19 protein-coding genes are annotated in these 21,865 nt (G+C 72.1%); 4 read left to right on the forward strand and 15 right to left on the reverse strand.

Annotated elements, in window-relative coordinates; translation table 11 throughout:
* Positions 1 to 237: 237 nt before the first annotated feature.
* Complete coding sequence (locus AB0937_RS12690; RefSeq protein WP_366711353.1) at positions 238 to 1,188, reverse strand: 2-hydroxyacid dehydrogenase; 951 nt, start codon at positions 1,186 to 1,188, stop codon at positions 238 to 240.
* 77 nt (positions 1,189 to 1,265) lie between these two features.
* On the opposite strand from AB0937_RS12690, the gene AB0937_RS12695 reads away from it, so the two are divergent.
* Positions 1,266 to 2,264, forward strand: coding sequence for an aldo/keto reductase (locus AB0937_RS12695; protein WP_366711354.1), 999 nt, complete (start codon positions 1,266 to 1,268; stop codon positions 2,262 to 2,264).
* Between the two features lie 124 nt (positions 2,265 to 2,388).
* Entirely contained in the window at positions 2,389 to 3,558 is a 1,170-nt protein-coding gene (locus AB0937_RS12700) for a PQQ-dependent sugar dehydrogenase (RefSeq protein WP_366711356.1), read from the forward strand.
* Between the two features lie 9 nt (positions 3,559 to 3,567).
* Here the strand turns inward: AB0937_RS12700 and AB0937_RS12705 are convergent, their stop codons facing one another.
* From AB0937_RS12705 to AB0937_RS12735, 7 genes are all read right to left on the reverse strand, one after another.
* Complete coding sequence (locus AB0937_RS12705) at positions 3,568 to 3,753, reverse strand: DUF6191 domain-containing protein (RefSeq protein WP_366711357.1); 186 nt, start codon at positions 3,751 to 3,753, stop codon at positions 3,568 to 3,570.
* A gap of 50 nt (positions 3,754 to 3,803) precedes the next feature.
* Positions 3,804 to 6,887 (reverse strand): AAA family ATPase, encoded by a 3,084-nt coding sequence (locus AB0937_RS12710; RefSeq protein ID WP_366711358.1) that lies wholly within the window; start codon positions 6,885 to 6,887, stop codon positions 3,804 to 3,806.
* Positions 6,888 to 7,015: 128 nt separating this feature from the next.
* Positions 7,016 to 7,201 (reverse strand): hypothetical protein, encoded by a 186-nt coding sequence (locus tag AB0937_RS12715; RefSeq protein ID WP_234845330.1) that lies wholly within the window; start codon positions 7,199 to 7,201, stop codon positions 7,016 to 7,018.
* A gap of 197 nt (positions 7,202 to 7,398) precedes the next feature.
* On the reverse strand, positions 7,399 to 7,941 hold the full coding sequence (locus AB0937_RS12720) for a hypothetical protein (protein WP_366711359.1): 543 nt from the start codon (positions 7,939 to 7,941) through the stop codon (positions 7,399 to 7,401).
* 35 nt (positions 7,942 to 7,976) lie between these two features.
* On the reverse strand, positions 7,977 to 8,549 hold the full coding sequence (locus AB0937_RS12725) for a GNAT family protein (RefSeq protein ID WP_366711360.1): 573 nt from the start codon (positions 8,547 to 8,549) through the stop codon (positions 7,977 to 7,979).
* Complete coding sequence (locus tag AB0937_RS12730; RefSeq protein WP_366711361.1) at positions 8,527 to 10,773, reverse strand: MMPL family transporter; 2,247 nt, start codon at positions 10,771 to 10,773, stop codon at positions 8,527 to 8,529. Before AB0937_RS12730 ends, AB0937_RS12725 begins: the two co-directional genes overlap by 23 nt.
* A 158-nt stretch (positions 10,774 to 10,931) precedes the next feature.
* Positions 10,932 to 11,273 (reverse strand): hypothetical protein, encoded by a 342-nt coding sequence (locus AB0937_RS12735; protein WP_366711363.1) that lies wholly within the window; start codon positions 11,271 to 11,273, stop codon positions 10,932 to 10,934.
* 191 nt (positions 11,274 to 11,464) lie between these two features.
* Here AB0937_RS12735 and AB0937_RS12740 point away from each other — a divergent pair, with 191 nt between their 5' ends.
* Positions 11,465 to 12,268, forward strand: coding sequence for a methyltransferase domain-containing protein (locus tag AB0937_RS12740; protein ID WP_366711364.1), 804 nt, complete (start codon positions 11,465 to 11,467; stop codon positions 12,266 to 12,268).
* Between the two features lie 79 nt (positions 12,269 to 12,347).
* Here AB0937_RS12740 and gatB read toward each other — a convergent pair whose 3' ends face one another.
* From gatB to AB0937_RS12765, 5 genes are all read right to left on the reverse strand, one after another.
* A complete protein-coding gene (gene gatB / locus AB0937_RS12745; RefSeq protein WP_366711366.1) occupies positions 12,348 to 13,862 on the reverse strand; it encodes an Asp-tRNA(Asn)/Glu-tRNA(Gln) amidotransferase subunit GatB in 1,515 nt (504 codons plus the stop codon).
* A 16-nt stretch (positions 13,863 to 13,878) separates the two neighbouring features.
* Positions 13,879 to 14,118 carry a hypothetical protein gene (locus AB0937_RS12750; protein WP_019329755.1) on the reverse strand — a complete coding sequence of 80 codons (240 nt, stop codon included), beginning with the start codon at positions 14,116 to 14,118 and terminating at the stop codon, positions 13,879 to 13,881.
* Positions 14,115 to 15,608, reverse strand: a complete 1,494-nt coding sequence (gene gatA, locus AB0937_RS12755) for an Asp-tRNA(Asn)/Glu-tRNA(Gln) amidotransferase subunit GatA (RefSeq protein ID WP_366711368.1) — start codon at positions 15,606 to 15,608, stop codon at positions 14,115 to 14,117. Before gatA ends, AB0937_RS12750 begins: the two co-directional genes overlap by 4 nt.
* 5 nt (positions 15,609 to 15,613) lie before the next feature.
* Complete coding sequence (gatC, locus tag AB0937_RS12760) at positions 15,614 to 15,910, reverse strand: Asp-tRNA(Asn)/Glu-tRNA(Gln) amidotransferase subunit GatC (RefSeq protein WP_031485327.1); 297 nt, start codon at positions 15,908 to 15,910, stop codon at positions 15,614 to 15,616.
* 102 nt (positions 15,911 to 16,012) lie between these two features.
* The gene (locus AB0937_RS12765) at positions 16,013 to 16,384 is read right to left on the reverse strand and encodes a DUF4267 domain-containing protein (RefSeq protein WP_366711370.1); all 372 of its coding nucleotides are present in this window, start codon (positions 16,382 to 16,384) and stop codon (positions 16,013 to 16,015) included.
* Positions 16,385 to 16,480: 96 nt separating this feature from the next.
* Here AB0937_RS12765 and AB0937_RS12770 point away from each other — a divergent pair, with 96 nt between their 5' ends.
* Positions 16,481 to 17,068 carry a TetR/AcrR family transcriptional regulator gene (locus AB0937_RS12770; RefSeq protein ID WP_366711371.1) on the forward strand — a complete coding sequence of 196 codons (588 nt, stop codon included), beginning with the start codon at positions 16,481 to 16,483 and terminating at the stop codon, positions 17,066 to 17,068.
* A 48-nt stretch (positions 17,069 to 17,116) separates the two neighbouring features.
* Here AB0937_RS12770 and AB0937_RS12775 read toward each other — a convergent pair whose 3' ends face one another.
* Positions 17,117 to 19,399 (reverse strand): bifunctional diguanylate cyclase/phosphodiesterase, encoded by a 2,283-nt coding sequence (locus tag AB0937_RS12775; protein ID WP_366711373.1) that lies wholly within the window; start codon positions 19,397 to 19,399, stop codon positions 17,117 to 17,119.
* Between the two features lie 259 nt (positions 19,400 to 19,658).
* On the reverse strand, positions 19,659 to 21,854 hold the full coding sequence (gene ligA / locus AB0937_RS12780) for an NAD-dependent DNA ligase LigA (RefSeq protein WP_366711375.1): 2,196 nt from the start codon (positions 21,852 to 21,854) through the stop codon (positions 19,659 to 19,661).
* Between the last annotated feature and the right edge of the window lie 11 nt (positions 21,855 to 21,865).

The following is a 21,865-nucleotide window of genomic DNA, read 5'->3' on the forward strand; positions in this document are numbered from 1 at the left end:
CGCCGCCGGCAGCCCCGCCCCGTCGGATCGCTCGTCCATAGGCCGTGCATCGCCTGTCGCCCCCCTCACAGTCTGATGTGTCCGTCCCCGGCGCCGTTGGTCCCCGGCGCAGCCCCTGTCGGGACGATACACCAGTCTCGTCACTCAGGGACATAGGTTCTCTACGCTCCGTGACGATCAACAGATATATGAGTACCCACCGCACCTGGAGGATTGCGGACGGTGCTCGCGGTTGTCTCAGACGGTTGAGGCACCCGTCGTAAGGATCACGTTGCGGAGCGGCTCCCGGTTCACATAACGGTTCAACTGGTCCACCAGGAGCCGCTTGGCGCGCGGAAGGAAAGCGGAGGTGGGTCCGCCGACGTGGGGGCTGATGAGTACCCCCGGCGCACGCCACAGGGGGTGTTCGCGCGCCAGCGGCTCCGGGTCGGTGACATCGAGGGCGGCGGTGATGCGGCCGGTCTCCAGCTCGGCGAGCAGGGCCTTGGTGTCGACGACAGGACCGCGGGCGACGTTGACGAGGAGCGCGCCGTCCTTCATCCGGGACAGGAAGTCGGCTCCGGCCAGGCCACGGGTGGTTTCGGTGAGCGGGGTGGACAGGATGACGACGTCCGCTTCCGGCAGCAGCGCGGGGAGTTCGGTGAGCGGGTGCACCGGACCGCGCGCCGTGGTGCGCTCAGAGCGCGCGACGCGCGCCACCCGCGCCACCTCGAACGGAACGAGCCGGTCCTCGATGGCCTCGCCGATCGAGCCGTACCCCACGATGAGGACGTTCTTGTCGGCGAGCGCGGGCCGGAACCCGCCGAGCCACTCCCCACGGTCCTGCGCGCGCACGAAGTCGGGGATCCCGCGCAGCGAGGCGAGGATCAGCGCCAGGGTCAGCTCGCCGGTGCTGGCCTCGTGCACCCCGCGCGCATTGCACAGCCGGACCCCGGCGGGCAGTTGCGCGAGCCCCGGCTCCACGTGGTCGATCCCGGCGGAGAGGGTCTGCACGACGCGGACGTTGCTCATCCGCCCCAGGGGACGCACGCACAGCGGGCTGGGCTTCATGTAGGGGACGACGTAGAAGGCACAGTCGGCCGGGTCCGCGGGGAAGTCCTCCTCGCCGTTCCAGAAACGGTAGTCCGGGCCCTCGGGGAGTCCGTCGATCTCGTCCGGCGGGATGGGCAGCCACACGTCAGCAGTCATGCTCTGGAGGCTATGTCAGGTGCGTGTGACGGCAGAGGTTAGGTTGGGGTGGCTCGAACAGGGAGGGTCACGACCAGGTGGAGCGCAGGACGATCGGCGCGGCGGCGCTCGCGGTGGGGGCCGTCGGACTCGGGTGCATGCCGATGAGCTGGGCCTACAGTGCGTCGCGGCGGCGCGGCGACGAGTCGCTCAGGGCGGTGCACCGGGCGCTCGACCTGGGCGCGTCCCTGCTGGACACCGCCGACATGTACGGCCCCTTCACCAACGAGCTGCTGGTGGGGCGGGCGTTGAAGGAGCGGCGGTCCGACGCGTTCGTGTCGACGAAGGTCGGCCTGCTCGTGGGCGACCAGCACATCGTCGCCAACGGCCGCCCCGGGTACGTGAAGCGGGCCTGCGACGCCTCGCTGCGGCGGCTGCAGACGGACGTCATCGACCTGTACCAGCTGCACCGGGCCGACCCCGAGGTGCCGGTGGAGGAGACCTGGGGCGCGATGGCGGAGCTCGTGCAGGCCGGGAAGGTGCGGGCGTTGGGCCTGTGCGCGGTGGGCGCGCGGACCGGCCGCCGCACCGGGGCCCGGCTGCACGACGGAACGATCCGGCAGCTGGAACGGGTGCAACAGGTCTTCCCGGTGAGCGCGGTGCAGGCCGAGCTGTCGGTGTGGTCACCGGAGGCGCTGGAGAGCCTGCTGCCGTGGTGCCGCACGCGGGGTGTGGGTTTCCTCGCCGCGATGCCGCTGGGCAACGGCTTCCTGACCGGCAGGCTGCGCCCCGGCGCGGGCTTCGAGGCGGACGACCCGCGCGCCCGGCACCCGCGCTTCACGGGCGAGATGATGGCCGCGAACCAGCCGGTCGTCGCGGGTCTGCGCCGTGTGGCCCGCCGGCACGGCACGGACGTCACGCCCGCACAGGTCGCCCTCGCGTGGGTGCTGGCCCAGGGCCCGCACGTGGTCCCGGTCCCCGGCACGAAGCAGGAGCGCTGGGTCACGGAGAACACGGCCGCCGCGGATGTGCACCTGACGCTCGACGATCTCAGGGAGATAGCCGCGCTGCCGCCGGCCCGGGGGTCGTGGGACTGAGCCCCGGCGTCCGCCGGTGCGTTCCGGTCAAACCCCCTGTTCCCGGTACGGCATTCCGTGATCGGGAACCTTGGAGCCATGAGCGGTGTATGACAGGGGGAGGACCTGCCCCGTCGAAGGGACCATGATCGTGCGACGTCGAGCCGTCCCGGCCGTGCTGACCGCCGCCGCGCTCCTGCTGACGGCCGGTTGCTCCTCCGACGGCACAGGCCCCTCCGGCCAGGACGGGAGCCCCTCCCCGACCCGTACGGCCCCGGGGTCGTCCGCGCCGCCGCGGCAGGCCGGGGAGACGCCGCCCGCCAAGGGCTCGGTGAAGGTGGTGCGCACCGTCGCCGAAGGCCTGGAATCCCCCTGGGGTCTCGCTCCGCTGCCGGGCGGCGGGCTGCTCGTCTCCTCCCGGGACGACGGGACGATCGTCCGGGTCGACGAGAAGACCGGCAAGAAGACCGAACTGGGCGAGGTGCCGGGCGTCTCGGCGGCCGGCGAGGGCGGCCTCCTCGGACTCGCCCTCTCCCCCGACTACGCCTCGGACCGCATGGTCTACGCGTACTTCACCTCGGCCTCCGACAACCGCATCGTCCGCATGATCTACGACGGGCAGAAGCCCGCCGGCGAGCAGCTCGGCGCTCCCGACACGGTCTTCAGGGGCATCCCCAAGGGCTTCATCCACAACGGCGGCCGCATCGCGTTCGGCCCGGACAAGATGCTGTACGTGGGCACCGGCGAGAGCGGCGACACGGGCCTGTCCCAGGACAAGGAATCCGTGGGCGGCAAGATCCTGCGGCTGACCCCGGAGGGCGAGCCGGCGCCGGGCAATCCGTTCCCGGACTCGCCGGTGTACTCCTACGGGCACCGCAACGTGCAGGGCCTCGCCTGGGACGGCAGGCAGCGGCTGTTCGCCTCGGAGTTCGGGCAGGACACCTGGGACGAGCTCAACGCGATCAAGCCGGGCGACAACTACGGCTGGCCGGAGGCCGAGGGCCGGTCCGGCGACGAGGAGTTCCACAACCCGGTCGACCAGTGGACCACGGCCGAGGCCTCGCCCAGCGGCATCGCCCACGCGCAGGGGTCGGTGTGGATGGCGGGCCTGCGCGGCAAGCGGCTGTGGCGCGTCCCGCTGGACGGCACGGCGGCCTCGGCGGAGCCGCAGGCGTTCCTGGAGGGCGAGTACGGGCGGCTGCGCACGGTCGTCGCGGCGGGCGGTGACAGGCTCTGGCTCGTCACCAGCAACACGGACGGCCGGGGCAGCCCGAAGGCCGGCGACGACCGGATCCTGGAACTGCGGGTGACGTAGCGGCTCCCGCTAGCCGCCGGAGCTGTCCGCCTCCTCGTCGGGCGGCCGTACGACGACCTTCCCGGATGCGAGATCTATCGGCCCGCGTCCGGGGTCGCCGTCCCCCACGTCCTCACGGGTCAGTTCCAGGCGGTTCTGCTCGTCGCTGGTGTGCTTGCGCCCCGGCGAGAACAGCTCCTCGAACGCGTTGAACAACGGTGCCTCCCTGAGCCGCGGGGTACGCGACGTCCTTTACAGCGTATGCCTCAGCGGGCTGCACCGGGCAGCAGCGTTTCGGCCGGAAACAGCCCCAGCCGGTGCGCCACCGCCGCCGCCTCGCCCCGCCCGGAGACGCCGAGCTTGCCGAGGATGTTGGAGACGTGCACGCTCGCTGTCTTGGGTGAGATGAACAGCTCCTCCGCGATGCGGCGGTTGGTGTGGCCCGCGGCGACCAGGCGCAGGACGTCCCGTTCCCGGGTGGTGAGTCCGAGGGCGTCCGCGGGGTCGGCCGGCGCGGGGCCGGGTCCCGTGACGGGGGCCAGCGGAAGGCGGGCCCGCCGGGCGAGCGCGGTGGCGGCGTCGGCGAGTGGCGCGGCGCCGAGGTGGCGGGCGACGGAGTGGGCGAGCCGGAGGAGTTCCGTGGCGCGGTCGCGCTCGTCCTCGCCGGCGCCCGTCAGCAGGGACTCGGCCAGGCGGTGCCGGACGCGGGCGAGGTCGTAGGGCCGGCCCAGGGGTTCGAAGGCGGTGACCACGTCCGACCAGGTGTCCGGGGTGCTCCGGCCCTCGGCGCGGTCGAGTTCGGCGCGGACCCACTGCTCGTGGGCGAGCCAGACGGGGACGTGGGTGGTGAGGCGCTTGACGGCACGGAAGATGCCGTCGAGGACCTGCTCGCGGCCCTCGCGGGCGAGGGGCAGGGTCCGGGCGTCGGCCTCGGCGGTGGCCGCCTGGAGCAGCAGCGGCCAGGCGTAGCGCTGGGTGCCGAGCGGGAAGCCGGATTCCAGGGTGCGGGCCAGTTCGGCACGGGCGTCGGCCAGGCGGCCCTCGGCGGCTGCGACGGCGATGGTGAGGCAGGAGATCGGCAGGTCGTGCTGCGGCATGGGGTCGTGCGGACCGTAGGAGGCGCGGGCCTCGGCGAGGTGGCGGGCGGCCTCGGACACCTGCCCGCGGGCGAGGGCGAGGAAGGCCAGGCTGCGGGCGCCCGATCCGTACGGTGCGGCCGTCTGACCCTGACGCTGTGCGCTGGCGGCGGCCTCGGCGGCCTCGTCCCAGCGGCCGAGGGAGATGAGCGACTCGGCGAGGTTGCCCCGGACCCAGCCCTCGGACTCCGTCAGACCCATCCTGGAGGTGAGCCGCAGGCCCTCGCGCAGGATGGTCACGGCCTCCTCGGAGCGTCCGATGCCCTCCAGAGTGGAGGGCAGGTTCACATGGCTGCGGCCGACGACGGCGGCGAGGCCCCGGGCGACCACCTCGTCCCGGACCTCGTACATGTGGGCCAGCCCGGCTTCGGTCTGGCCGGCCTCGACCATGAGTCCGCCGAGGGTGAGCCGGGCGTTGGACTCGATCTCGTCGGCGCCCACCATGCGCGCGTACTCGACGGCCCGCTCGGCGGCCGTCAGGGCCTCCGCGCCGGGCTCGCGCAGCATGGACCAGTGCGCGACCGTGGCCAGCACTTCGGCGTGCACCTCGGACGGCGGCAGGCCGCGGACCAGTTCCTGCGCGGTGGCGATCTCCTGCCAGCCGTCGCCCCGGGCGAGCCGCTGCACCAGCCGGGAGCGCTGGATCCAGAACCAGGCGGCGCGCTGGGGGTCCCTCCTGCTCGCACGCGGTGGAGAGCCTGAGGGAGGAGTGTCCTCGTCCTCCAGCAGGCGCAGCGCCCGCTTGGTGATCTTCAGGGCGCGTTCGCGTTCCCCGCAGAGCCGTCCCGCCACGGCCGCCTCGGCCAGCAGGTCGAGGTAGCGCAGCGCGGTGGTGGCGGGGTCGCAGCCGCAGGGCGGGTAGACCTCGGTGTAGTCCACGGGGCGCAGGGTGGCGCGTACGGCCTCGGGAGCGGAGTCCCACAGTTCCATCGCCCGCTCCAGGAGCCGGAGTTGCTCGGAGTAGGCGTGCCGGCGGCGGGCCTCCACGGAGGCTTCGAGGACGGCCGGCAGGGCCTTGGCGGCGTCGTGGGCGTGGTACCAGTAGCTGGCCAGGCGGGTCGCCCGCTGGTCGGCGGGGACCAGGGCCGGGTCGGTCTCCAGGGCTTCGGCGTAGCGGCGGTTGAGGCGTGAGCGTTCGCCGGGGAGCAGGTCGTCGCTGACGGCCTCGCGGACCAGGGAGTGGCGGAAGCGGTAGCCGTCGCCGCCGGGTGCGGGGGCGAGGATGCCGGCGTTCACGGCGGCCCGCAGCGCCTCGATGAGGTCGTCCTCGGCGAGCCGGGTGACGGCGGCCAGCAGCCGGTACTCGACGGTGGAGCCGCCCTCGGCTACGAACCGGGCGACCTGCTGGGCGGACTCCGGGAGCCCCTCCACACGCACGAGCAGCAGGTCGCGCAGGGAGTCGGTCAGGCCGGTCCGGCAGCCCTCGTGGGCGGCGACGGCGAGTTCCTCGACGAAGAAGGCGTTGCCGTCGGAGCGCTGGAAGATCGCGTCGACCTGGTCCGGATCGGGTTCGTGGGCGAGGATCCCGGCCACCTGACGGCCGACCTCGTCACGGTTGAAACGGGCGAGTTCGAGGCGGCGGATCGTGCGGAGCCGGTCGAGTTCGGCGAGGAGGGGCCGGAGCGGGTGGCGGCGGTGGATGTCGTCGGAGCGGTAGGTGGCGAGGACGACGAGACGGCCGGTGCGCAGGGTGCGGACGAGGTACGTGAGCAGGTGGCGGGTGGAGGCGTCGGCCCAGTGCAGGTCCTCCAGGGCGAGGACGACGGTGTGCTCGGCGGTGACGCGCTCCAGGAGGCGTGCGGTGAGCTCGAAGAGGCGGGCCATGCCGTCCTCGTCGTGCCGTCCGGCCCGTGACTCGCCCAGCTCGGGCAGCAGGCGGGCCAGTTCCTCCTCCTGCCCGGCGGCCGCGGCGGCCAGTTCGCCGGGCAGTTCGCGGCGCAGGGCGCGCAGCGCGGTGGAGAAGGGGGCGAAGGGCAGTCCGTCGGCGCCGATCTCCACGCAGCCGCCGAGGGCGACGACCGCCCCTCGGCGGCGGGCGGCGGCGGCGAACTCCTCGACGAAGCGGGTCTTGCCGACCCCGGCTTCCCCTGCGATGAGCAGCGCCTGCGGCTCGCCCGCGCAGGCGCGCGCGAGTGCGTCGTGCAGCGTGCCCAGTTCCTCGGCACGGCCGACGAAGACGGGGCTGACGGACCTGGTCTCCACGGGCCAGAGCATCGCACGCGGCTCCGGCGGCGCGGCACCGGTTTTCCCTCCAACGGCACGGGCAGCGGCCGCCGTTCCCGTACGAACGACGGCCGCTGCTCCCCGGACTGCCACGGCGGCGGCCGGAGCCGCCCGGGTGTTCACGCGGTCCGGGCGGACCGGAGCCGGCGGAAGCGGCGGCTATGGCTCTCGTGCTCGGCGGAGTCCTGGTCCGCTTCGTGGCGGGCCGCGCGGCGGGCCCGGGCGGCCTCGCGGACCAGACGCTCGTGGTCGGCCCGGCGGATGAGGTCGGAGGTGCGCAGCTGCTGGAGCTCGTACTCGTACATGGTGTGTCCTTCGAGGAGAGGCGGTTGCGGAGTGTTCCTCCGCGATGACCTCACTCTCGTCTCCCAGGTGGGGCCGCCACATCGGGAGAGTTCCGCATCTTCGGCGGTGGGAGGGGCCTTAGATGCGGCTGAGGGGCCTCAGGGGTTCCGTAAGGTGCTCACGGAACCGCCTAAGACCCCTCGGGACCAGCGGGCTCTCAGCTCGCGGACGGCAGTCCGAGCAGGATGCCGGTGTACTTGAGGACGGCCAGGAACAGGCCGATGACGCCGAGCGCGACTCCCGCCCAGGCGACGGACTTGATCCAGGGGGCCTGGATCCTGCCCGGCGTGCCGAACGCGGGCCGGGCGAGCGTCACGACGCCGACGACCAGTGCGATCAGTGCGAACAGGCCGCCCCACAGGGCGGTGGTCTGCCAGGCGTCGCCGTAGACCGCCTGGATCTGCTGGGCCACACCCGCGTTCTGCGCGGTCTCCAGCTGGCCGACCAGGTTCTGGCGCGCGGCGGCGACGGTGCCGATCCAGCTGCCGGTGAGCGAGACGACGCCCAGCGCCGCGGAGACCACGGCCGCGGCGCCCTGGCCCACACCGGAGGGGCTCTGCTCCTTGGCCGGCACGTCTGCGTCGTCGGCAGCGGCCGGGACGTCGGCCCGGGGCGCCTGGTCGGACTCGGTGGTGTCCACCGCCTTCTCGTCGGTCGTGGCCTTGGTGGCCTCGGTCTCGTCCACTGCGTTCGTTGCCATGTCTCGCACCGTAGGGTCGCTGTCTGAGAAGTCTCTTAATGATCGTCGTGAGCCGCACACGCGCGTGCGGCCCGCCACTCGGGCGCCAGCACCGACCAGACTTCGAGATCGTGCCGTACGCCACCATAGGGGTGAGCCTCGCGGCGCACACCGTCGCGGGTCATCCCGAGCCGCCGGGCCACGTTCAGGCTCGGCTGGTTGCCCGAGGCGGCGACCCACTCCACACGGTGGATGCCGCGCTCCTCGACCGCCCAGTCGATCAGCACCCGCATCGCGCGGGTGACCAGGCCGCGGCCCGTTCCCGCGGGCTCCAGCCAGCAGCCGACCTCGCAGTTCCCGCTCGCCGCGTCGAAGTTCAGGAAGAGCACCCCGCCCACCAGGGTTCCCTCCAGCCACAGGCCGTGCAGGGACCCGGTGTCGGCGGCGCGCATGTCGGCGTAGCGCTGGAGCTTCGCGCGGGCCGAGAGCAGGTCCGTCTCGGTCGTCCCGAACGGGATGTACCGCCCGATGAACTCCCGCCCCCGCTCCAGGTGCGCCAGGAACTCCCCGACGTGCCAGGGCTCCAGGGGCTTCAGCTCGGCGTCGTCACCCAGCGATATCGCGTACATCCCGCTGCCGCTCCTCCTCCGCCAGGACGTCCGCCACCTCGGCGTCCGTCGCGGCGGCCAGCCTCTCATGGGCGGCGCGGCTCTCGGGCGGCTCGATGCTGATGCGCGGCATGCGCTTGTCCAGCCAGCGGGGCAGCCACCAGTTGGCGCCGCCCAGCAGGTGCATCAGGGCCGGGACGAGGAGCGTGCGCAGGACGAAGGCGTCCAGGGCGACCGCGGCGGCCAGGGCGATGCCGAACATGGCGATCACCCGGTCGCCGCTGAGCACGAAGGCCAGGAAGACGGAGATCATGATGACGGCGGCCGAGTTGATCACCCGGCTGGTCTCGGCGAGGCCGACCCGCACCGCCCGCCGGTTGTCACCGGTCTCCAGCCACTCCTCGTACATCCGGCTGACCAGGAAGACCTGGTAGTCCATGGAGAGGCCGAAGAGCACCGACACCATGATCACGGGCAGGAAGGGTTCGATGGGTCCCGCGCTGCCGAGGCCGAGCAGTTCGCTGCCCCAGCCCCACTGGAAGATCGCGACCACCACCCCGAAGGCGGAGGCCACGGCGGCGACGTTCATCGCGGCGGCCTTGAGCGGTATGCCGAGGGACCGGAAGGCGAGCAGGAGCAGCAGACAGCCCAGACCTATGACGGCCCCGACGAAGACCGGCAGCTTGGAGACGATGATGTCGGCGAAGTCGTCGTAGCCGGCCGTCATGCCGCCCACCTGCACGTCGAGCGCGGTGCCCGACTCGGCACGCGGCAGCACCTCCTCGCGCAGCCGGTCGACGAGGTCGCTGGTCTGCTTCGACTGCGGGGAGGACTCCGGTACGACGGTCAGGTACGCGGTGTGGCCGCCGGAGTCGTACGTCACCGGGGTGACCGAGGCCACGCCCTCGGTGGCGCGGAGGGTGCCGTCGAGGTTGTCCAGGGCGAGTCTGTCGTCGGCGCCGTCGACCTTCGTGACGAGGGTGAGCGGGCCGTTCACGCCGGGGCCGAAGCCGTCGGCGAGCAGGTCGTAGGCCTGGCGGGTGGTGGCCGTCTTCGGACCGTTGCCCTGGTCGGAGGTGCCCAGGTGCAGCGAGAGGGTGGGCAGTGCGAGGACGGCCATGACGACCAGGGCGACCGCGCCGAGCACCTTGGGGTGGCGCTCCACGAAGGCCGCCCAGCGGGCCGCGAAGCCGGTGGGCACCTCGGGTTCGGGGCCGTGCTCCGCGAGGCGGCGGCGCTCGCGGCGGCTGAGCGCGCGCATGCCGATGAACGACAGCAGGGCGGGCAGCAGCGTCACGGAGGCGGCGACGGTGAGGATCACGGTGAGGCCGGCCGCGACGGCGACGCCGTTGAGGAAGCTGAGCCGCAGGATCAGCATGCCCAGCAGGGCGATGCAAACGGTGGCACCCGCGAAGACGACCGCCCGTCCGGTGGTCGCGACGGCGTTCGTGGCGGCCTCGGTGACGGACAGCCCGCGTTTCAGCCCGCGCCGGTGTCTGGTGACGATGAACAGCGCGTAGTCGATGCCGACGCCGAGTCCGACGAGCATGCCCAGCATGGGGGCGAAGTCGGCGACGGTCATGGCGTGCCCGAGCAGCACGATCCCCGCGTACGCGGTGCCGACCCCGACCAGGGCGGTGGCGATGGGCAGCAGGGACGCGGCGAGCGAGCCGAAGGCGAGGAACAGCACCACCGCGGCGACGATCACGCCGACGATCTCGGCGACGTGCCCGCCGGAGGACTCGGTGAGCGCGACGGCGCTGCCGCCCAGCTCCACCTGGAGCCCGCCGGTCTCGGCGCTCTTCGCGGTGTCGACGACGGCCTGCGCCTCGCCCTCGGCGATGTCCTCGGCCTGGTCGTCGAAGGTGACCGAGGCGTACGCGGTCCGGCCGTCCGCGCTGATGCGGCCTGTGCCGGACCCGCCGTAGGGGCTGATGACCGAGGCCACACCGGGGAGGTTCTCGATGCGGTCCAGGGTTCGGGTCATCGCCTGCTCGACGTCGGCGGCGCGGACACTGCCGGACGTGGTGTGCCAGACGACGGTGTCGCTGTCGCCGCCCAACCGCGGGAAGCCTTCGTGCAGCAGTTCCGTGGCGCGGCCCGACTCGGTGCCGGGGACCTGGTAGTCGTTCGAGTACGTGGTGCCGGCGACGGCGGCGCCGGCGGCGACCCCCGCGAAAGCGAGGAGCCACAGCAGGACGCTGAGCAGACGGCGCTGGACACACCAGCGTGCGAGGGCTGCCACGGAACGTGCTCCCGGAGTTGCCTTGTGTGGATCTTTGGCCGGGAACAGTCGTGCATGAACTGAACAGCCAGCAAAGAACGCATGAGCAATGCGCTGCCACTCTTACAAACGAAAGAGATCATTTGTCGGTTTCGTGGGCTTATTCACAGCGGCCGGTCTCAGTCGAACTGGTCCCCCAGGGCCATCACCATCACGCCCGCGATCAGCAGCCACAGCGCCCGCCGGGTGCGGCCGCGGGCGCCCAGTACGGCGGCGGCAGCGCACACGGCGGCCCCGCCGGCGTAGGCGGCCGGGACGAGCGCCGGCGCGGGGCGGGCGAGGCGGAGCACGGCCGCTGCGAGTCCCGCGAGGGTCAGTGCGGCACCGGTGGCGGCAGCCGTCCAGCGGGCGCGGCGCGCGGCTCCCTCGTCCTGCGCCGGGTCACCGGCCTCGTCCTGCCCGGCAGCCGCCTCCGAGTCCGCTATCTCGGGCTCTTTGTCGGAATCAGGGCGTCCACTCATGGCCGTGACGGTAGCGCGCCCGGCGGGGAAAACCGGCTGCGGGGCCGGGAGCCCGGCTGTTAGCGTCCGCTGGTCCGAGGAATGCCCGCGGCGTCCCGCCGCCCGGCCGAAGCAGGTGCATTGTTTGACGGTCCGACCGAGCTCCTACGCATCCCCTTTCTTCCTCAAGGACTCAAGGAGCCCGTCCACCGATGTCGGACAACACTTCCCGGACCTCGAACGCCCCCCTCACTGACCGTGTGAGCCACCCCGGCTACCCCCGCAGCAACGGCTACGACGCCCGCTGGACCGTCGACAACCAGATGGGCCCGCACGCCCTGTGGCTGCTGGAGTGGCTGGCCCCCGCCCTGGGGCTCGACACCCTGAGCCCCGGCTCCCGCGTGCTCGACCTGGGCTGCGGCCGCGCCATGACGTCGGTCTTCCTCGCCAGGGAGTACGACGCCCAGGTCACCGCCGCCGACCTGTGGATCAAGCCCGACGAGAACGCCGGGCGCATCGTCGAGGCGGGTGTCGCCGACCGCGTCCTGCCCGTGTTCGCCGAGGCGCACGACCTGCCGTTCGGCGAGAACAGCTTCGACACGATCGTCTCGATCGACGCCTACCAGTACTTCGGCACGAACGACCTGTACCTGCCCGGGCTGACCCGGCTGCTGAAGCCCGGCGGGCGGATCGGCGCCGTCGTGCCGGCGCTGCGCGAGGAGATCGACGGCGTCGAGCCGCCGGAGCACCTCAAGCCCTACTGGGAGCCCGACTTCTGGTGCTTCCACTCGGCCGCCTGGTGGCGGCGCCACTGGACCCGCAGCGGGGCCGTGGAGGTCGAGGCCGCGGACTGGCTGGAGGACGGCTGGCGCGACTGGCTGCGCTGGTGCGAGGTCGTGGCCGACGAGAGCACGGACGAGTGGCACGTCCGGATGGCCGGACAGTGCGCCGAGATGCTGCGCCTCGACCGGGGCCGGACGCTGGGCTTCGTCCGGGTCGTCGGCCGCCGCCTCTGAGTGGATGACGCCCATGAGTGAATGACGAGGGGGGACGCACCGGGTACGGTGCGTCCCCCCTCGCCGGGTCCACGGGCGGTCAGCCCTCGCTGACGCCCAGCTTCTGAAGGATCAGCTCCTTGACGCGAGCCGCGTCGGCCTGCCCACGCGTGGCCTTCATGACCGCGCCGACCAGCGCTCCGGCCGCGGCCACCTTGCCACCGCGGATCTTGTCCGCGACGCCCGGGTTGCCGGCGATGGCCTCGTCGACGGCCGCCGTCAGCGCGCCCTCGTCGGAGACGACCTTCAGGCCGCGCTTGTCGACGACCTCGTCCGGGGTGCCCTCGCCCGCGAGGACGCCCTCGATGACCTGGCGGGCCAGCTTGTCGTTCAGGTCGCCCTTCGCGACGAGCTCGGTGACCCGGGCCACCTGCGCCGGCGTGATCGCCAGCTCGTCGAGCGCCTTGCCCGACTCGTTGGCGCTGCGGGCCAGCTCGCCCATCCACCACTTGCGGGCGGACGCGGCGTCGGCTCCGGCCTCGATCGTGGCGACGATCGGCTCCAGCGCACCGGCGTTGAGGATCGCCTGCATGTCGGTGGCCGAGACGCCCCACTCCTCGCGGAGCCGGTTGCGGCGGACCAGCGGCAGCTCGGGCAGCGCGGCCCGGATCTCCTCCACCCACTCTCGGGACGGGGCCACCGGGACGAGGTCGGGCTCCGGGAAGTACCGGTAGTCCTCGGCCTCCTCCTTCACCCGGCCCGAGGTCGTGGACCCCGTGTCCTCGTGGAAGTGCCGGGTCTCCTGGATGATCGTGCCGCCCGAGGACAGCACGGCCGCGTGCCGCTGGATCTCGAAGCGGGCCGCGCGCTCCACGGACCGCAGCGAGTTGACGTTCTTCGTCTCGGAACGGGTGCCGAACTTCTCGGTGCCGTGGGGGCGCAGCGACAGGTTCACGTCGCAGCGCATCTGGCCCATCTCCATCCGGGCCTCGGAGACGCCGAGCGCCTTGATGACCTCGCGCAGCTCACGGACGTAGGCCCGGGCGACCTCGGGGGCACGCTCGCCCGCGCCCTCGATCGGCTTGGTGACGATCTCGATGAGGGGGATGCCGGCGCGGTTGTAGTCCAGCAGCGAGTGGGACGCGCCGTGGATACGGCCGGTGGCACCGCCGACGTGCGTCGACTTGCCGGTGTCCTCCTCCATGTGGGCGCGCTCGATCTCCACGCGGAAGGTCTCGCCGTCCTCCAGCTGCACGTCGAGGTAGCCGTTGAAGGCGATCGGCTCGTCGTACTGGGAGGTCTGGAAGTTCTTCGGCATGTCCGGATAGAAGTAGTTCTTCCGGGCGAAGCGGCACCACTCGGCGATCTCGCAGTTCAGCGCGAGGCCGATCTTGATCGCGGACTCGACGCCGGTCGCGTTGACGACCGGGAGCGCGCCGGGCATGCCGAGGCAGACCGGGCAGGTCTGCGTGTTGGCGTCCTGGCCGAGGGCGGTCGAACAGCCGCAGAACATCTTGGTCTTGGTGCCGAGTTCGACATGGACCTCGAGGCCCATGACGGGGTCGTACGACGCGAGTGCTTCCTCGTACGACACCAGGTCGGTCGTGGTGGTCACGGTGAGTACTTCCCTCTCAGCCCAGCAGGACGTCGTCGTCGCCCAGCCGCTTCAGCTCGCGGTAGAGAATGGCCAGGTTGGTGACGACAGCGGCGCCGGTCACGACGGCGTCGAGCAGCCGCAGCGTGTCGTTGTCTCCGCGGGCCTTCTTGATCTGCTTGTAGACACCGACGGCGCCGAACGCCGACGTGGCCATCGACACGTACAGACCGGACTTGGACTTCTTGAAGCCCTTGGCCTTGGACAGTGCGCTCACAGCGACGGAGCCTCCTCGATCAGCGGGTGGCCCCACTTTTCCACGAAGGCGGCCTCGACGGCTGCGCCCACCTTGTACAGGCGGTCGTCCTTCATGACGGGGGCGATGATCTGCAGACCGACCGGGAGGTCGTCCTCCGGGGCGAGACCGCACGGCAGCGACATGGCCGCGTTGCCCGCCAGGTTGGTCGGGATGGTGCACAGGTCGGCGAGGTACATCGCCATCGGGTCGTCGGCGCGCTCGCCGATCCCGAAGGCGGTGGTCGGAGTCGTCGGCGAGACGATCACGTCGACCTGCTCGAACGCCTTGTCGAAGTCCCGCTTGATGAGCGTGCGGACCTTCTGGGCGCTGCCGTAGTAGGCGTCGTAGTAGCCGCTCGACAGGGCGTAGGTGCCGAGCATGATGCGGCGCTTGACCTCGGGGCCGAAGCCCGCCTCACGGGTGAGGGAGGTGACCTCCTCGGCGGAGTGCGTGCCGTCGTCGCCGGTCCGCAGGCCGTAGCGCAGGCCGTCGAAGCGGGCGAGGTTGGAGGAGCACTCGGAGGGCGCGATCAGGTAGTACGCCGACAGCGCCAGGTCGAAGGACGGGCAGTCCAGCTCGACGATCTCGGCGCCCAGTTCCTTGAGCAGCGCGACGGACTCGTCGAACCGCTGGATGACGCCGGCCTGGTAGCCCTCGCCGCGGAACTGCTTGACGACGCCGACGCGCATGCCCTCGACGCTGCCGTTGCGGGCGGCCTCGACGACCGCCGGGACGGGCTCGTCGATGGAGGTGGAGTCCATCGGGTCGTGCCCGGCGATCACCTCGTGCAGCAGGGCCGCGTCCAGGACCGTGCGGGCGCAGGGGCCGCCCTGGTCGAGGGAGGAGGAGAAGGCGACCATGCCGTACCGGGAGACCGCGCCGTACGTCGGCTTCACGCCGACCGTGCCGGTGACGGCGGCCGGCTGGCGGATGGAGCCGCCGGTGTCGGTGCCGATGGCGAGCGGCGCCTGGAAGGAGGCCAGCGCGGCGGAGGAACCGCCGCCGGAGCCGCCGGGGATCTTGGTGAGGTCCCAGGGGTTGCCGGTCGTGCCGTAGGCGCTGTTCTCGGTGGAGGACCCCATGGCGAACTCGTCCATGTTGGTCTTGCCGAGGATGACCACGTCGGCGGCCTTCAGGCGCTGGGTGACGGTCGCGTCGTACGGCGGGATCCAGCCCTCGAGGATCTTCGAACCGACGGTCGTGGGCACGCCCTCGGTGGTGAAGATGTCCTTCAGCGCCAGGGGCACGCCGGCCAGCGGGCCGAGCTTCTCGCCGCGCTCACGCTTGGCGTCCACGGCACGGGCCTGGGCGAGGGCGCCCTCGCGGTCGACGTGCAGGAAGGCGTGCACCTTCTCGTCGACGGCCTCGATGCGGGCCAGGTGGGCCTCGGTGACCTGCACGGCCGTGAGCTCGCCGGAGGCGATCTTCGCGGCCGTCTCGGCGGCCGTGAGCTTGATGATGTCCGTCATGGCTGTTAGTCCTCCCCCAGGATCTGCGGCACCTTGAAACGCTGCTGCTCCTGGGCCGGGGCGCCGGAGAGCGCCTGCTCGGGGGTGAGCGACGGACGGACCTCGTCCACGCGCATGACGTTCGTCAGCGGGAGCGGGTGCGAGGTCGGCGGTACGTCTTGGTCGGCGACCTCACTGACGCGTGCGACCGCGCCGATGATGTCGTCCAGCTGTCCCGCGAAGTGCTCGAGCTCTTCGGGCTTCAGCTCCAGACGCGCCAGCCGGGCGAGGTGGGCGACCTCCTCGCGCGTGATGCCAGGCATGCAGCGATCCTCTGGGGTGAGTGAATGTGGTTTGGCCCAATCCTATGGGGCGCGGGGCCGTGCCCGTGAAACGGTTTCGCCCCGGAGGCGCTCGGGATGCGCTCAGACCGCGAAGAGCAGGCCGGCGCTGATCAGGACGACGACCGCGGTGGCGAAGTGGATACCGAAGGCCACCGCCTTCGTACCGCCGTGGCGCAGCACGATCAGGGTGTCGCCGAGCGGCACGAGTGCCACGGCGAGCATGAACCAGGCCTCGGCCCCGGCCCCCGCGAAGGCGAGCAGAGCCAGACCGGCCAGCCCGAGGGTGCCGTCCCGCAGACCCTTGATCGTCAGGTAGGCACCGGCGTCGCCGCCGGGGCCGGCCGGGACGCCGTAGCCGGCGGCCGCGGGGGCGGGCTGGAAGAGGAACCGGTAGCCGAGGAACAGGCAGAACAGGTTGAGCACGACGGCCAGGGTGTATGCGGCGACGGTCATGACCTTCTCCGGTTCGCTGATTGCTAGCACTGCTAGGGACAAGAGCGAAGCTAGCAGAGCGTCGGCAGGAATGCTAGCGGTGCTAGGGTTTCTGGCATGACGATCCAGACGCGCCGGGAGCGTGAACGAGCGGAACGCGAGCGGCTGATCGTGACGGCCGCGCGGGAGCTGGCGGAGGCGGAGGGCTGGGACGCGGTGACCACGCGCCGGCTCGCCGACGAGATCGAGTACAGCCAGCCGGTGCTCTACAGCCACTTCAAGGGCAAGGGCGCGATCATGGCGGCGGTGGCGGTGCAGGGCTGCGCCGACCTGGCCGAGGAGATGCGGGCGGCGCGCACGGCGGCCGGGAGTGCCCGCGAGGCGCTGGCCGCGGTGGGCCGCGCGTACACCGCCTTCGCCCGGCGGCGGCCCGCGCTCTACGACGTGATCTTCACGCTCGACGTGGACCTGCCCTTCGCCACCCCGGAGGCGCCCGCGGCCCTCCAGGACGCTTTCGGCGAACTGCTGCAGGCCGTCCAGCCGATCGCGGCCGAGGGCGAGGACACGGGAGCACTGACGGAGACGTACTGGGCCGGGCTGCACGGACTGGTGACCCTGATGCGCAGCGGCCGTTTGCCCGAGGAGGCGCACGAGCGACGGCTGGCGCTGTTCATCGGCCACTTCGTGCCGCAGGGCACGGACTGAGCGCTCGCCCCGGGGAGTTCGCTCCGGACGAGCGCGACAGCGGGGGGCCTATTCGTCGGCGGTCGCCGCGGGCAGCGCGGCGCGCGGGCGCTGCCATCCCCGGGCGCCCCGGGCCCGCAGCCACGCCGTGGTCTCCTCCGGGGGCATCGCGGCGGCGACCAGCCACCCCTGGACGGCGTCGCAGCCGAGATCGCGCAGGCGCTCCCAGGTCTCGTCGTCCTCGACGCCCTCGGCGACGACGAGCAGGCCGAGGGAGTGGGCGAGGTCGACCGTGCAGCGCACGATCTCCGCGTCCTCGGCATCGACAGCGAGCCGCGCCACGAACGAACGATCGATCTTCAGCTCGCTCACCGGCAGCCGCCGCAGGTGCACGAGCGAGGAATAGCCCGTGCCGAAGTCGTCGAGGGACATCTTCACGCCGTGCGCGGTCAGCTGGTTGAGGGTGTCGGCGGCGCGCTGCGGGTCCTCCAGGAGCACGTGCTCCGTGATCTCCAGTTGGAGCGCTCCCGCCGGGACGCCGTGCCGGGCCAGCCGGGCGGCGACGGAACCGGCGAAGCCGGGGGTGTGCACATCGCGCGGGGAGACGTTCACCGCGACCGGGACGAACAGACCCTGCTCCCGCCAGTGCGCGACCTGGCCGAGAGCGGTCTCCAGCACGTACTCGGTGAGATGGGGCATCAGCCCCGAGGACTCCGCGATCGCTATGAACTCGTCCGGCGGCACCTTGCCCCGCTCGGGGTGCACCCAGCGGACCAGCGCCTCGAGGCCCGCGACCTGCCCGTCGAAACGGACCTTGGGCTGGTAGTGCAGCTGCACCTCGTGCGCGTCGAGGGCGCGGCGCAGATCGCCCAGCAGACCGAGCCGGTCGGGGGTGTTGGAGTCACGCTTGGACTCGTAGACCTCGACGCCGGTGCGGTCCCGCTTCGCCTGGTACATCGCCACGTCCGCGCGCCGCAGCAGCCCTTCGGCGTCCAGCGCGTGGTCGGGAAAGACGGCGACCCCGGCACTGGCCTCCAGCACGAGGGTGAGGCCGTCGAGGTCGAGGGGAGAGCTGAGGGCGGCCACGAGGTTGCGGGCGACCCGGGTGGCGGAGGTCGTGGAGTCGGCGACCGGGAGTAAGACGGCGAACTCGTCCCCGCCGAGCCGGGCGGCCTCCGCCCCGCGCGGCAGCGCCACCCGCAGCCGGTCGGCGATCTGCAGCAGCAGCCGGTCACCGGCGAGATGACCCAGCGTGTCGTTGACCGACCGGAACCGGTCGAGGTCGATCAGCATCAGGGCCGCGCGGGCGTCGATCCGCTCCGCGTCGTCCAGCGCGGTCCAGATGCGCTCCAGCAGCCACTGGCGGTTGGGCAGCCCGGTCAGCGGGTCGCGCAGCTGCTCCTCCGCCCGGGCCCGGGCGATCCACAGGGTGGAGTCCAGGGCGATCAGGGGGATGGAGAACAGCGGCAGCAGGATGGGCTTGGCCACGGCGACCACGCAGACCAGCGGCGCGATGCCCAGCAGCGCGACGGCCACCAGGCCCTGTCTGACCAGGGCGGTGCGGGCGACGGTGGGCAGCCCGGGGCGCGGGGCGTGCAGGTACCAGAGCAGGACCCGGGTGACCATCAGGTACGCGACGGCGACCAGGGCGACCTGGGGCGCCGTGGCGAGTGTCCAGGCGGCGGGCTCCGCCGGGGACTCGACGGACGGCACGGTGCCGAAGACGCCCAGCACGAGCGCGCCCGCGCCGATGCCGAGGAGGTCGACCGCACCGTGCAGCACTCCCTGGCGCCAGCGGTTGCGGCGGGCTATGCCGACCAGTACGACCACCGTGAGGCTGACCATGCCGGCCGGAACCCAGCCGTAGAGCAGCAGCACGGCGAGGGTGAGGGCGGCGCCCGAGCCGGTGCCGCCCCACCAGCGGGAGCGGCCCAGCATGACGAGGTGGCCGACGATGATGCCGGTGAGCACCGCCAGCGACCAGCCGGCCGTGCCGGCCGGGAAGAGCGCGTGTCCGCCGGTGAAGGCCCGGTAGAAGCCGGCGCCCAGGACGAGCCCGGCGGCCGCGACGACCGCCGCGGGCAGCGCGGGCCAGGACTGGTGCCGATCGCCGTCCGCGTCCTGATCCGCGCCGGACGGTCCGGGGGTGTGGTCGATGACCGGCTGTGCCCCGGGCCCGTCCGCGGCGCGCCCACCGGCGCCGCGCCCGTCCGGGGTGTACTGTCCGACGGCGCGCACCTCCGCACCCGGACGCCCCGCCGGCCGTACGGCCTCACGGACCGCACGCCAGGCGACCGCCATCCGGCGCAGGTGCAGCCGTGAGCCCGGCACGGCGCTCTCGGTCGGTTCCATTCCCGTCCCTCTCACAGCCGGCGGTGCCCACGCCCCGCGGCCCGGTGCCCGACAACCCTTAGGCGGCCCGCGCCCGAAAACCCTTCCCCGCGCTCCGTGCGAGCACGAAGATGCCCCGACCGCAGCTGGGCACGGCAGGCGCACATCTCAACAGTAGGCCGCAGAAGGCTTCCACGGGCAGCGGTCGCCGACGGTTGCCCGAATGCGCCCCGGCCACCCGTATGCATCTGGTATGCGCCGAACGGGTGGCCTTCAACCGCTACTCCTCGGCCGAAAGGGCGACTTCGGCCGCGGCTTGCGGCCCCCGCTCCAGCAGGACGCCGAAACCCTCCTCGTTCAGGACCGGAACCTTCAGCTGCATCGCCTTGTCGTACTTCGACCCGGGGCTGTCACCGACCACGACGAACGACGTCTTCTTCGAGACCGAGCCGGTCACCTTGGCCCCGCGGCTCTGCAGCGCCTCTTTGGCGCCGTCCCGCGTGAAGTGTTCGAGGGTGCCGGTGACGACGACGGTGAGGCCCTCGAGAGGGCGCGGCCCCTCGTCCTCGCCGGTGCTCTCGGCCTCCATGCGGACGCCGGCGGCCTTCCACTTGCGGATGATGTCGCGGTGCCAGTCCTCGGCGAACCACTGCTTGAGGGAGGCGGCGATGGTCGGTCCGACGCCCTCGGTGACCGCCAGTTCCTCTTCCGTGGCCTGGTCGATCCGCTCGATCGAGCGGAACTCGCGGGCCAGCGCCTCCGCGGCGACGGGCCCGACGTGACGGATCGACAGGCTGGTGAGGACGCGGGCCAGGGGGCGCTCCTTGGCCGCCGCGATGTTCTCCAGCATGGCGACGGCGTTCTTGCGGGGCTCGCCCTGCTGGTTGGCGAAGATCGTGGCGACCTTCTCCTCGCCGGTCTTCGGGTCGCGCTTGGGCAGGCCGCTGTCCGGGTCGAGGACGTACGCCTTGATGGGCAGCAGCTGCTCGATGGTGAGGTCGAAGAGGTCGCCCTCGTCGACCAGCGGCGGGGTCCTCGGCTCCAGCGGGGCGGTGAGGGCGGCCGCTGCGACGTAGCCGAAGTGCTCGATGTCCAGGGCCTTGCGGCCGGCGAGGTAGAACAGGCGCTCGCGCAACTGGGCCGGGCAGGTGCGGGCGTTCGGGCAGCGCAGGTCGACGTCGCCCTCCTTCATGGGCCGCAGGGCCGTGCCGCACTCGGGGCACTCGCTCGGCATGACGAACTCGCGCTCGCTGCCGTCGCGCAGGTCGGCGACCGGGCCGAGGATCTCCGGGATGACGTCACCGGCTTTGCGCAGCACCACCGTGTCCCCGATGAGGACGCCCTTGGCCTTGACCACGTCCTGGTTGTGAAGGGTGGCGAACTCGACCTCGGAGCCTGCGACCGTGACCGGTTCGACCTGGGCGTACGGGGTGACGCGGCCGGTGCGGCCCACGCCCACGCGGATGTTGACGAGCTTGGTGTTGACCTCCTCCGGCGCGTACTTGTACGCGATCGCCCAGCGCGGGGCACGCGAGGTGGAGCCGAGGCGGCCCTGGAGGGGGATCTGGTCGAGCTTGACGACCACGCCGTCGATCTCGTGCTCCACGGAGTGGCGGTTCTCGCCGTAGTGGGCGATGAACTCCCGCACGCCCTCCAGGCCGTCGACCACCCTGTTGTGCCGGGAGGTGGGCAGGCCCCAGGTCTTGAGCAGGTCGTAGGCCTGGGACAGGCGGGTCAGGCCGGTGAAGCCCTCCAGGGCGCCGATGCCGTGGACCACCATGTGCAGGGGGCGGGTGGCGGTGACGCGCGGGTCCTTCTGGCGCAGGGAACCGGCCGCCGCGTTGCGCGGGTTGGCGAAGGGCTTGTCGCCGGCCTCCACCAGGCGGGCGTTGAGCTCCTGGAACTTCTCCATCGGGAAGTAGACCTCGCCGCGGATCTCCACGAGGTCGGGCACGTCGTCGCCCTTGAGGCGGTCGGGGATCTCGGCGATCGTCCGCACGTTGGGGGTGATGTCCTCGCCGGTGCGGCCGTCGCCGCGGGTGGCCGCCCGGGTGAGGCGGCCGCGCTCGTAGGTGAGGTTCACGGCGAGGCCGTCGACCTTCAGCTCGCACAGGAAGTGGTACTCCTGCTCGCCCAGTTCCCTGGCGATGCGCTCCGTCCAGGCGGCCATCTCGTCGTCGTTGAACGTGTTGTCCAGCGAGAGCATCCGCTCGCGGTGCGCGACCGCCGTGAACTCCGTCTCGTAGGACCCGGAGACCTTCTGGGTCGGCGAATCCGGCGTGCGCAGCTCGGGGTACTCCTCCTCCAGCGCCTCCAGGGAACGCAGCAGCTGGTCGAACTCCGCGTCGCTGACGACGGGAGCGTCCTTCACGTAGTAACGGAAGCGGTGCTCCTCGATCTGCTCCGCGAGGCGCGCGTGCTTCTCCCGTGCCTCGGCGGGCACCGTCGTCGTCTCCGCCTGCTTGTCGCCGGCCACCGTGTCGTCCT

The sequence above is a fragment of the Streptomyces sp. NPDC047880 genome, assembly GCF_040706515.1.
In the GTDB taxonomy this organism is placed as follows: Bacteria; Actinomycetota; Actinomycetes; order Streptomycetales; family Streptomycetaceae; genus Streptomyces.

Bases quoted from the DNA above. Each gene is read 5' to 3' on its own strand.
- AB0937_RS12690 (WP_366711353.1), bottom strand. From the start codon at position 1,188: ATGACTGCTGACGTGTGGCTGCCCATCCCGCCGGACGAGATCGACGGA.
- AB0937_RS12700 (WP_366711356.1), top strand. From the start codon at position 2,389: ATGATCGTGCGACGTCGAGCCGTCCCGGCCGTGCTGACCGCCGCCGCG.
- AB0937_RS12710 (WP_366711358.1), bottom strand. From the start codon at position 6,887: ATGCTCTGGCCCGTGGAGACCAGGTCCGTCAGCCCCGTCTTCGTCGGC.
- AB0937_RS12715 (WP_234845330.1), bottom strand. From the start codon at position 7,201: ATGTACGAGTACGAGCTCCAGCAGCTGCGCACCTCCGACCTCATCCGC.
- AB0937_RS12720 (WP_366711359.1), bottom strand. From the start codon at position 7,941: ATGGCAACGAACGCAGTGGACGAGACCGAGGCCACCAAGGCCACGACC.
- AB0937_RS12725 (WP_366711360.1), bottom strand. From the start codon at position 8,549: ATGTACGCGATATCGCTGGGTGACGACGCCGAGCTGAAGCCCCTGGAG.
- AB0937_RS12735 (WP_366711363.1), bottom strand. From the start codon at position 11,273: ATGAGTGGACGCCCTGATTCCGACAAAGAGCCCGAGATAGCGGACTCG.
- AB0937_RS12740 (WP_366711364.1), top strand. From the start codon at position 11,465: ATGTCGGACAACACTTCCCGGACCTCGAACGCCCCCCTCACTGACCGT.
- gatA (WP_366711368.1), bottom strand. From the start codon at position 15,608: ATGACGGACATCATCAAGCTCACGGCCGCCGAGACGGCCGCGAAGATC.
- gatC (WP_031485327.1), bottom strand. From the start codon at position 15,910: ATGCCTGGCATCACGCGCGAGGAGGTCGCCCACCTCGCCCGGCTGGCG.
- AB0937_RS12765 (WP_366711370.1), bottom strand. From the start codon at position 16,384: ATGACCGTCGCCGCATACACCCTGGCCGTCGTGCTCAACCTGTTCTGC.
- AB0937_RS12770 (WP_366711371.1), top strand. From the start codon at position 16,481: ATGACGATCCAGACGCGCCGGGAGCGTGAACGAGCGGAACGCGAGCGG.
- AB0937_RS12775 (WP_366711373.1), bottom strand. From the start codon at position 19,399: ATGGAACCGACCGAGAGCGCCGTGCCGGGCTCACGGCTGCACCTGCGC.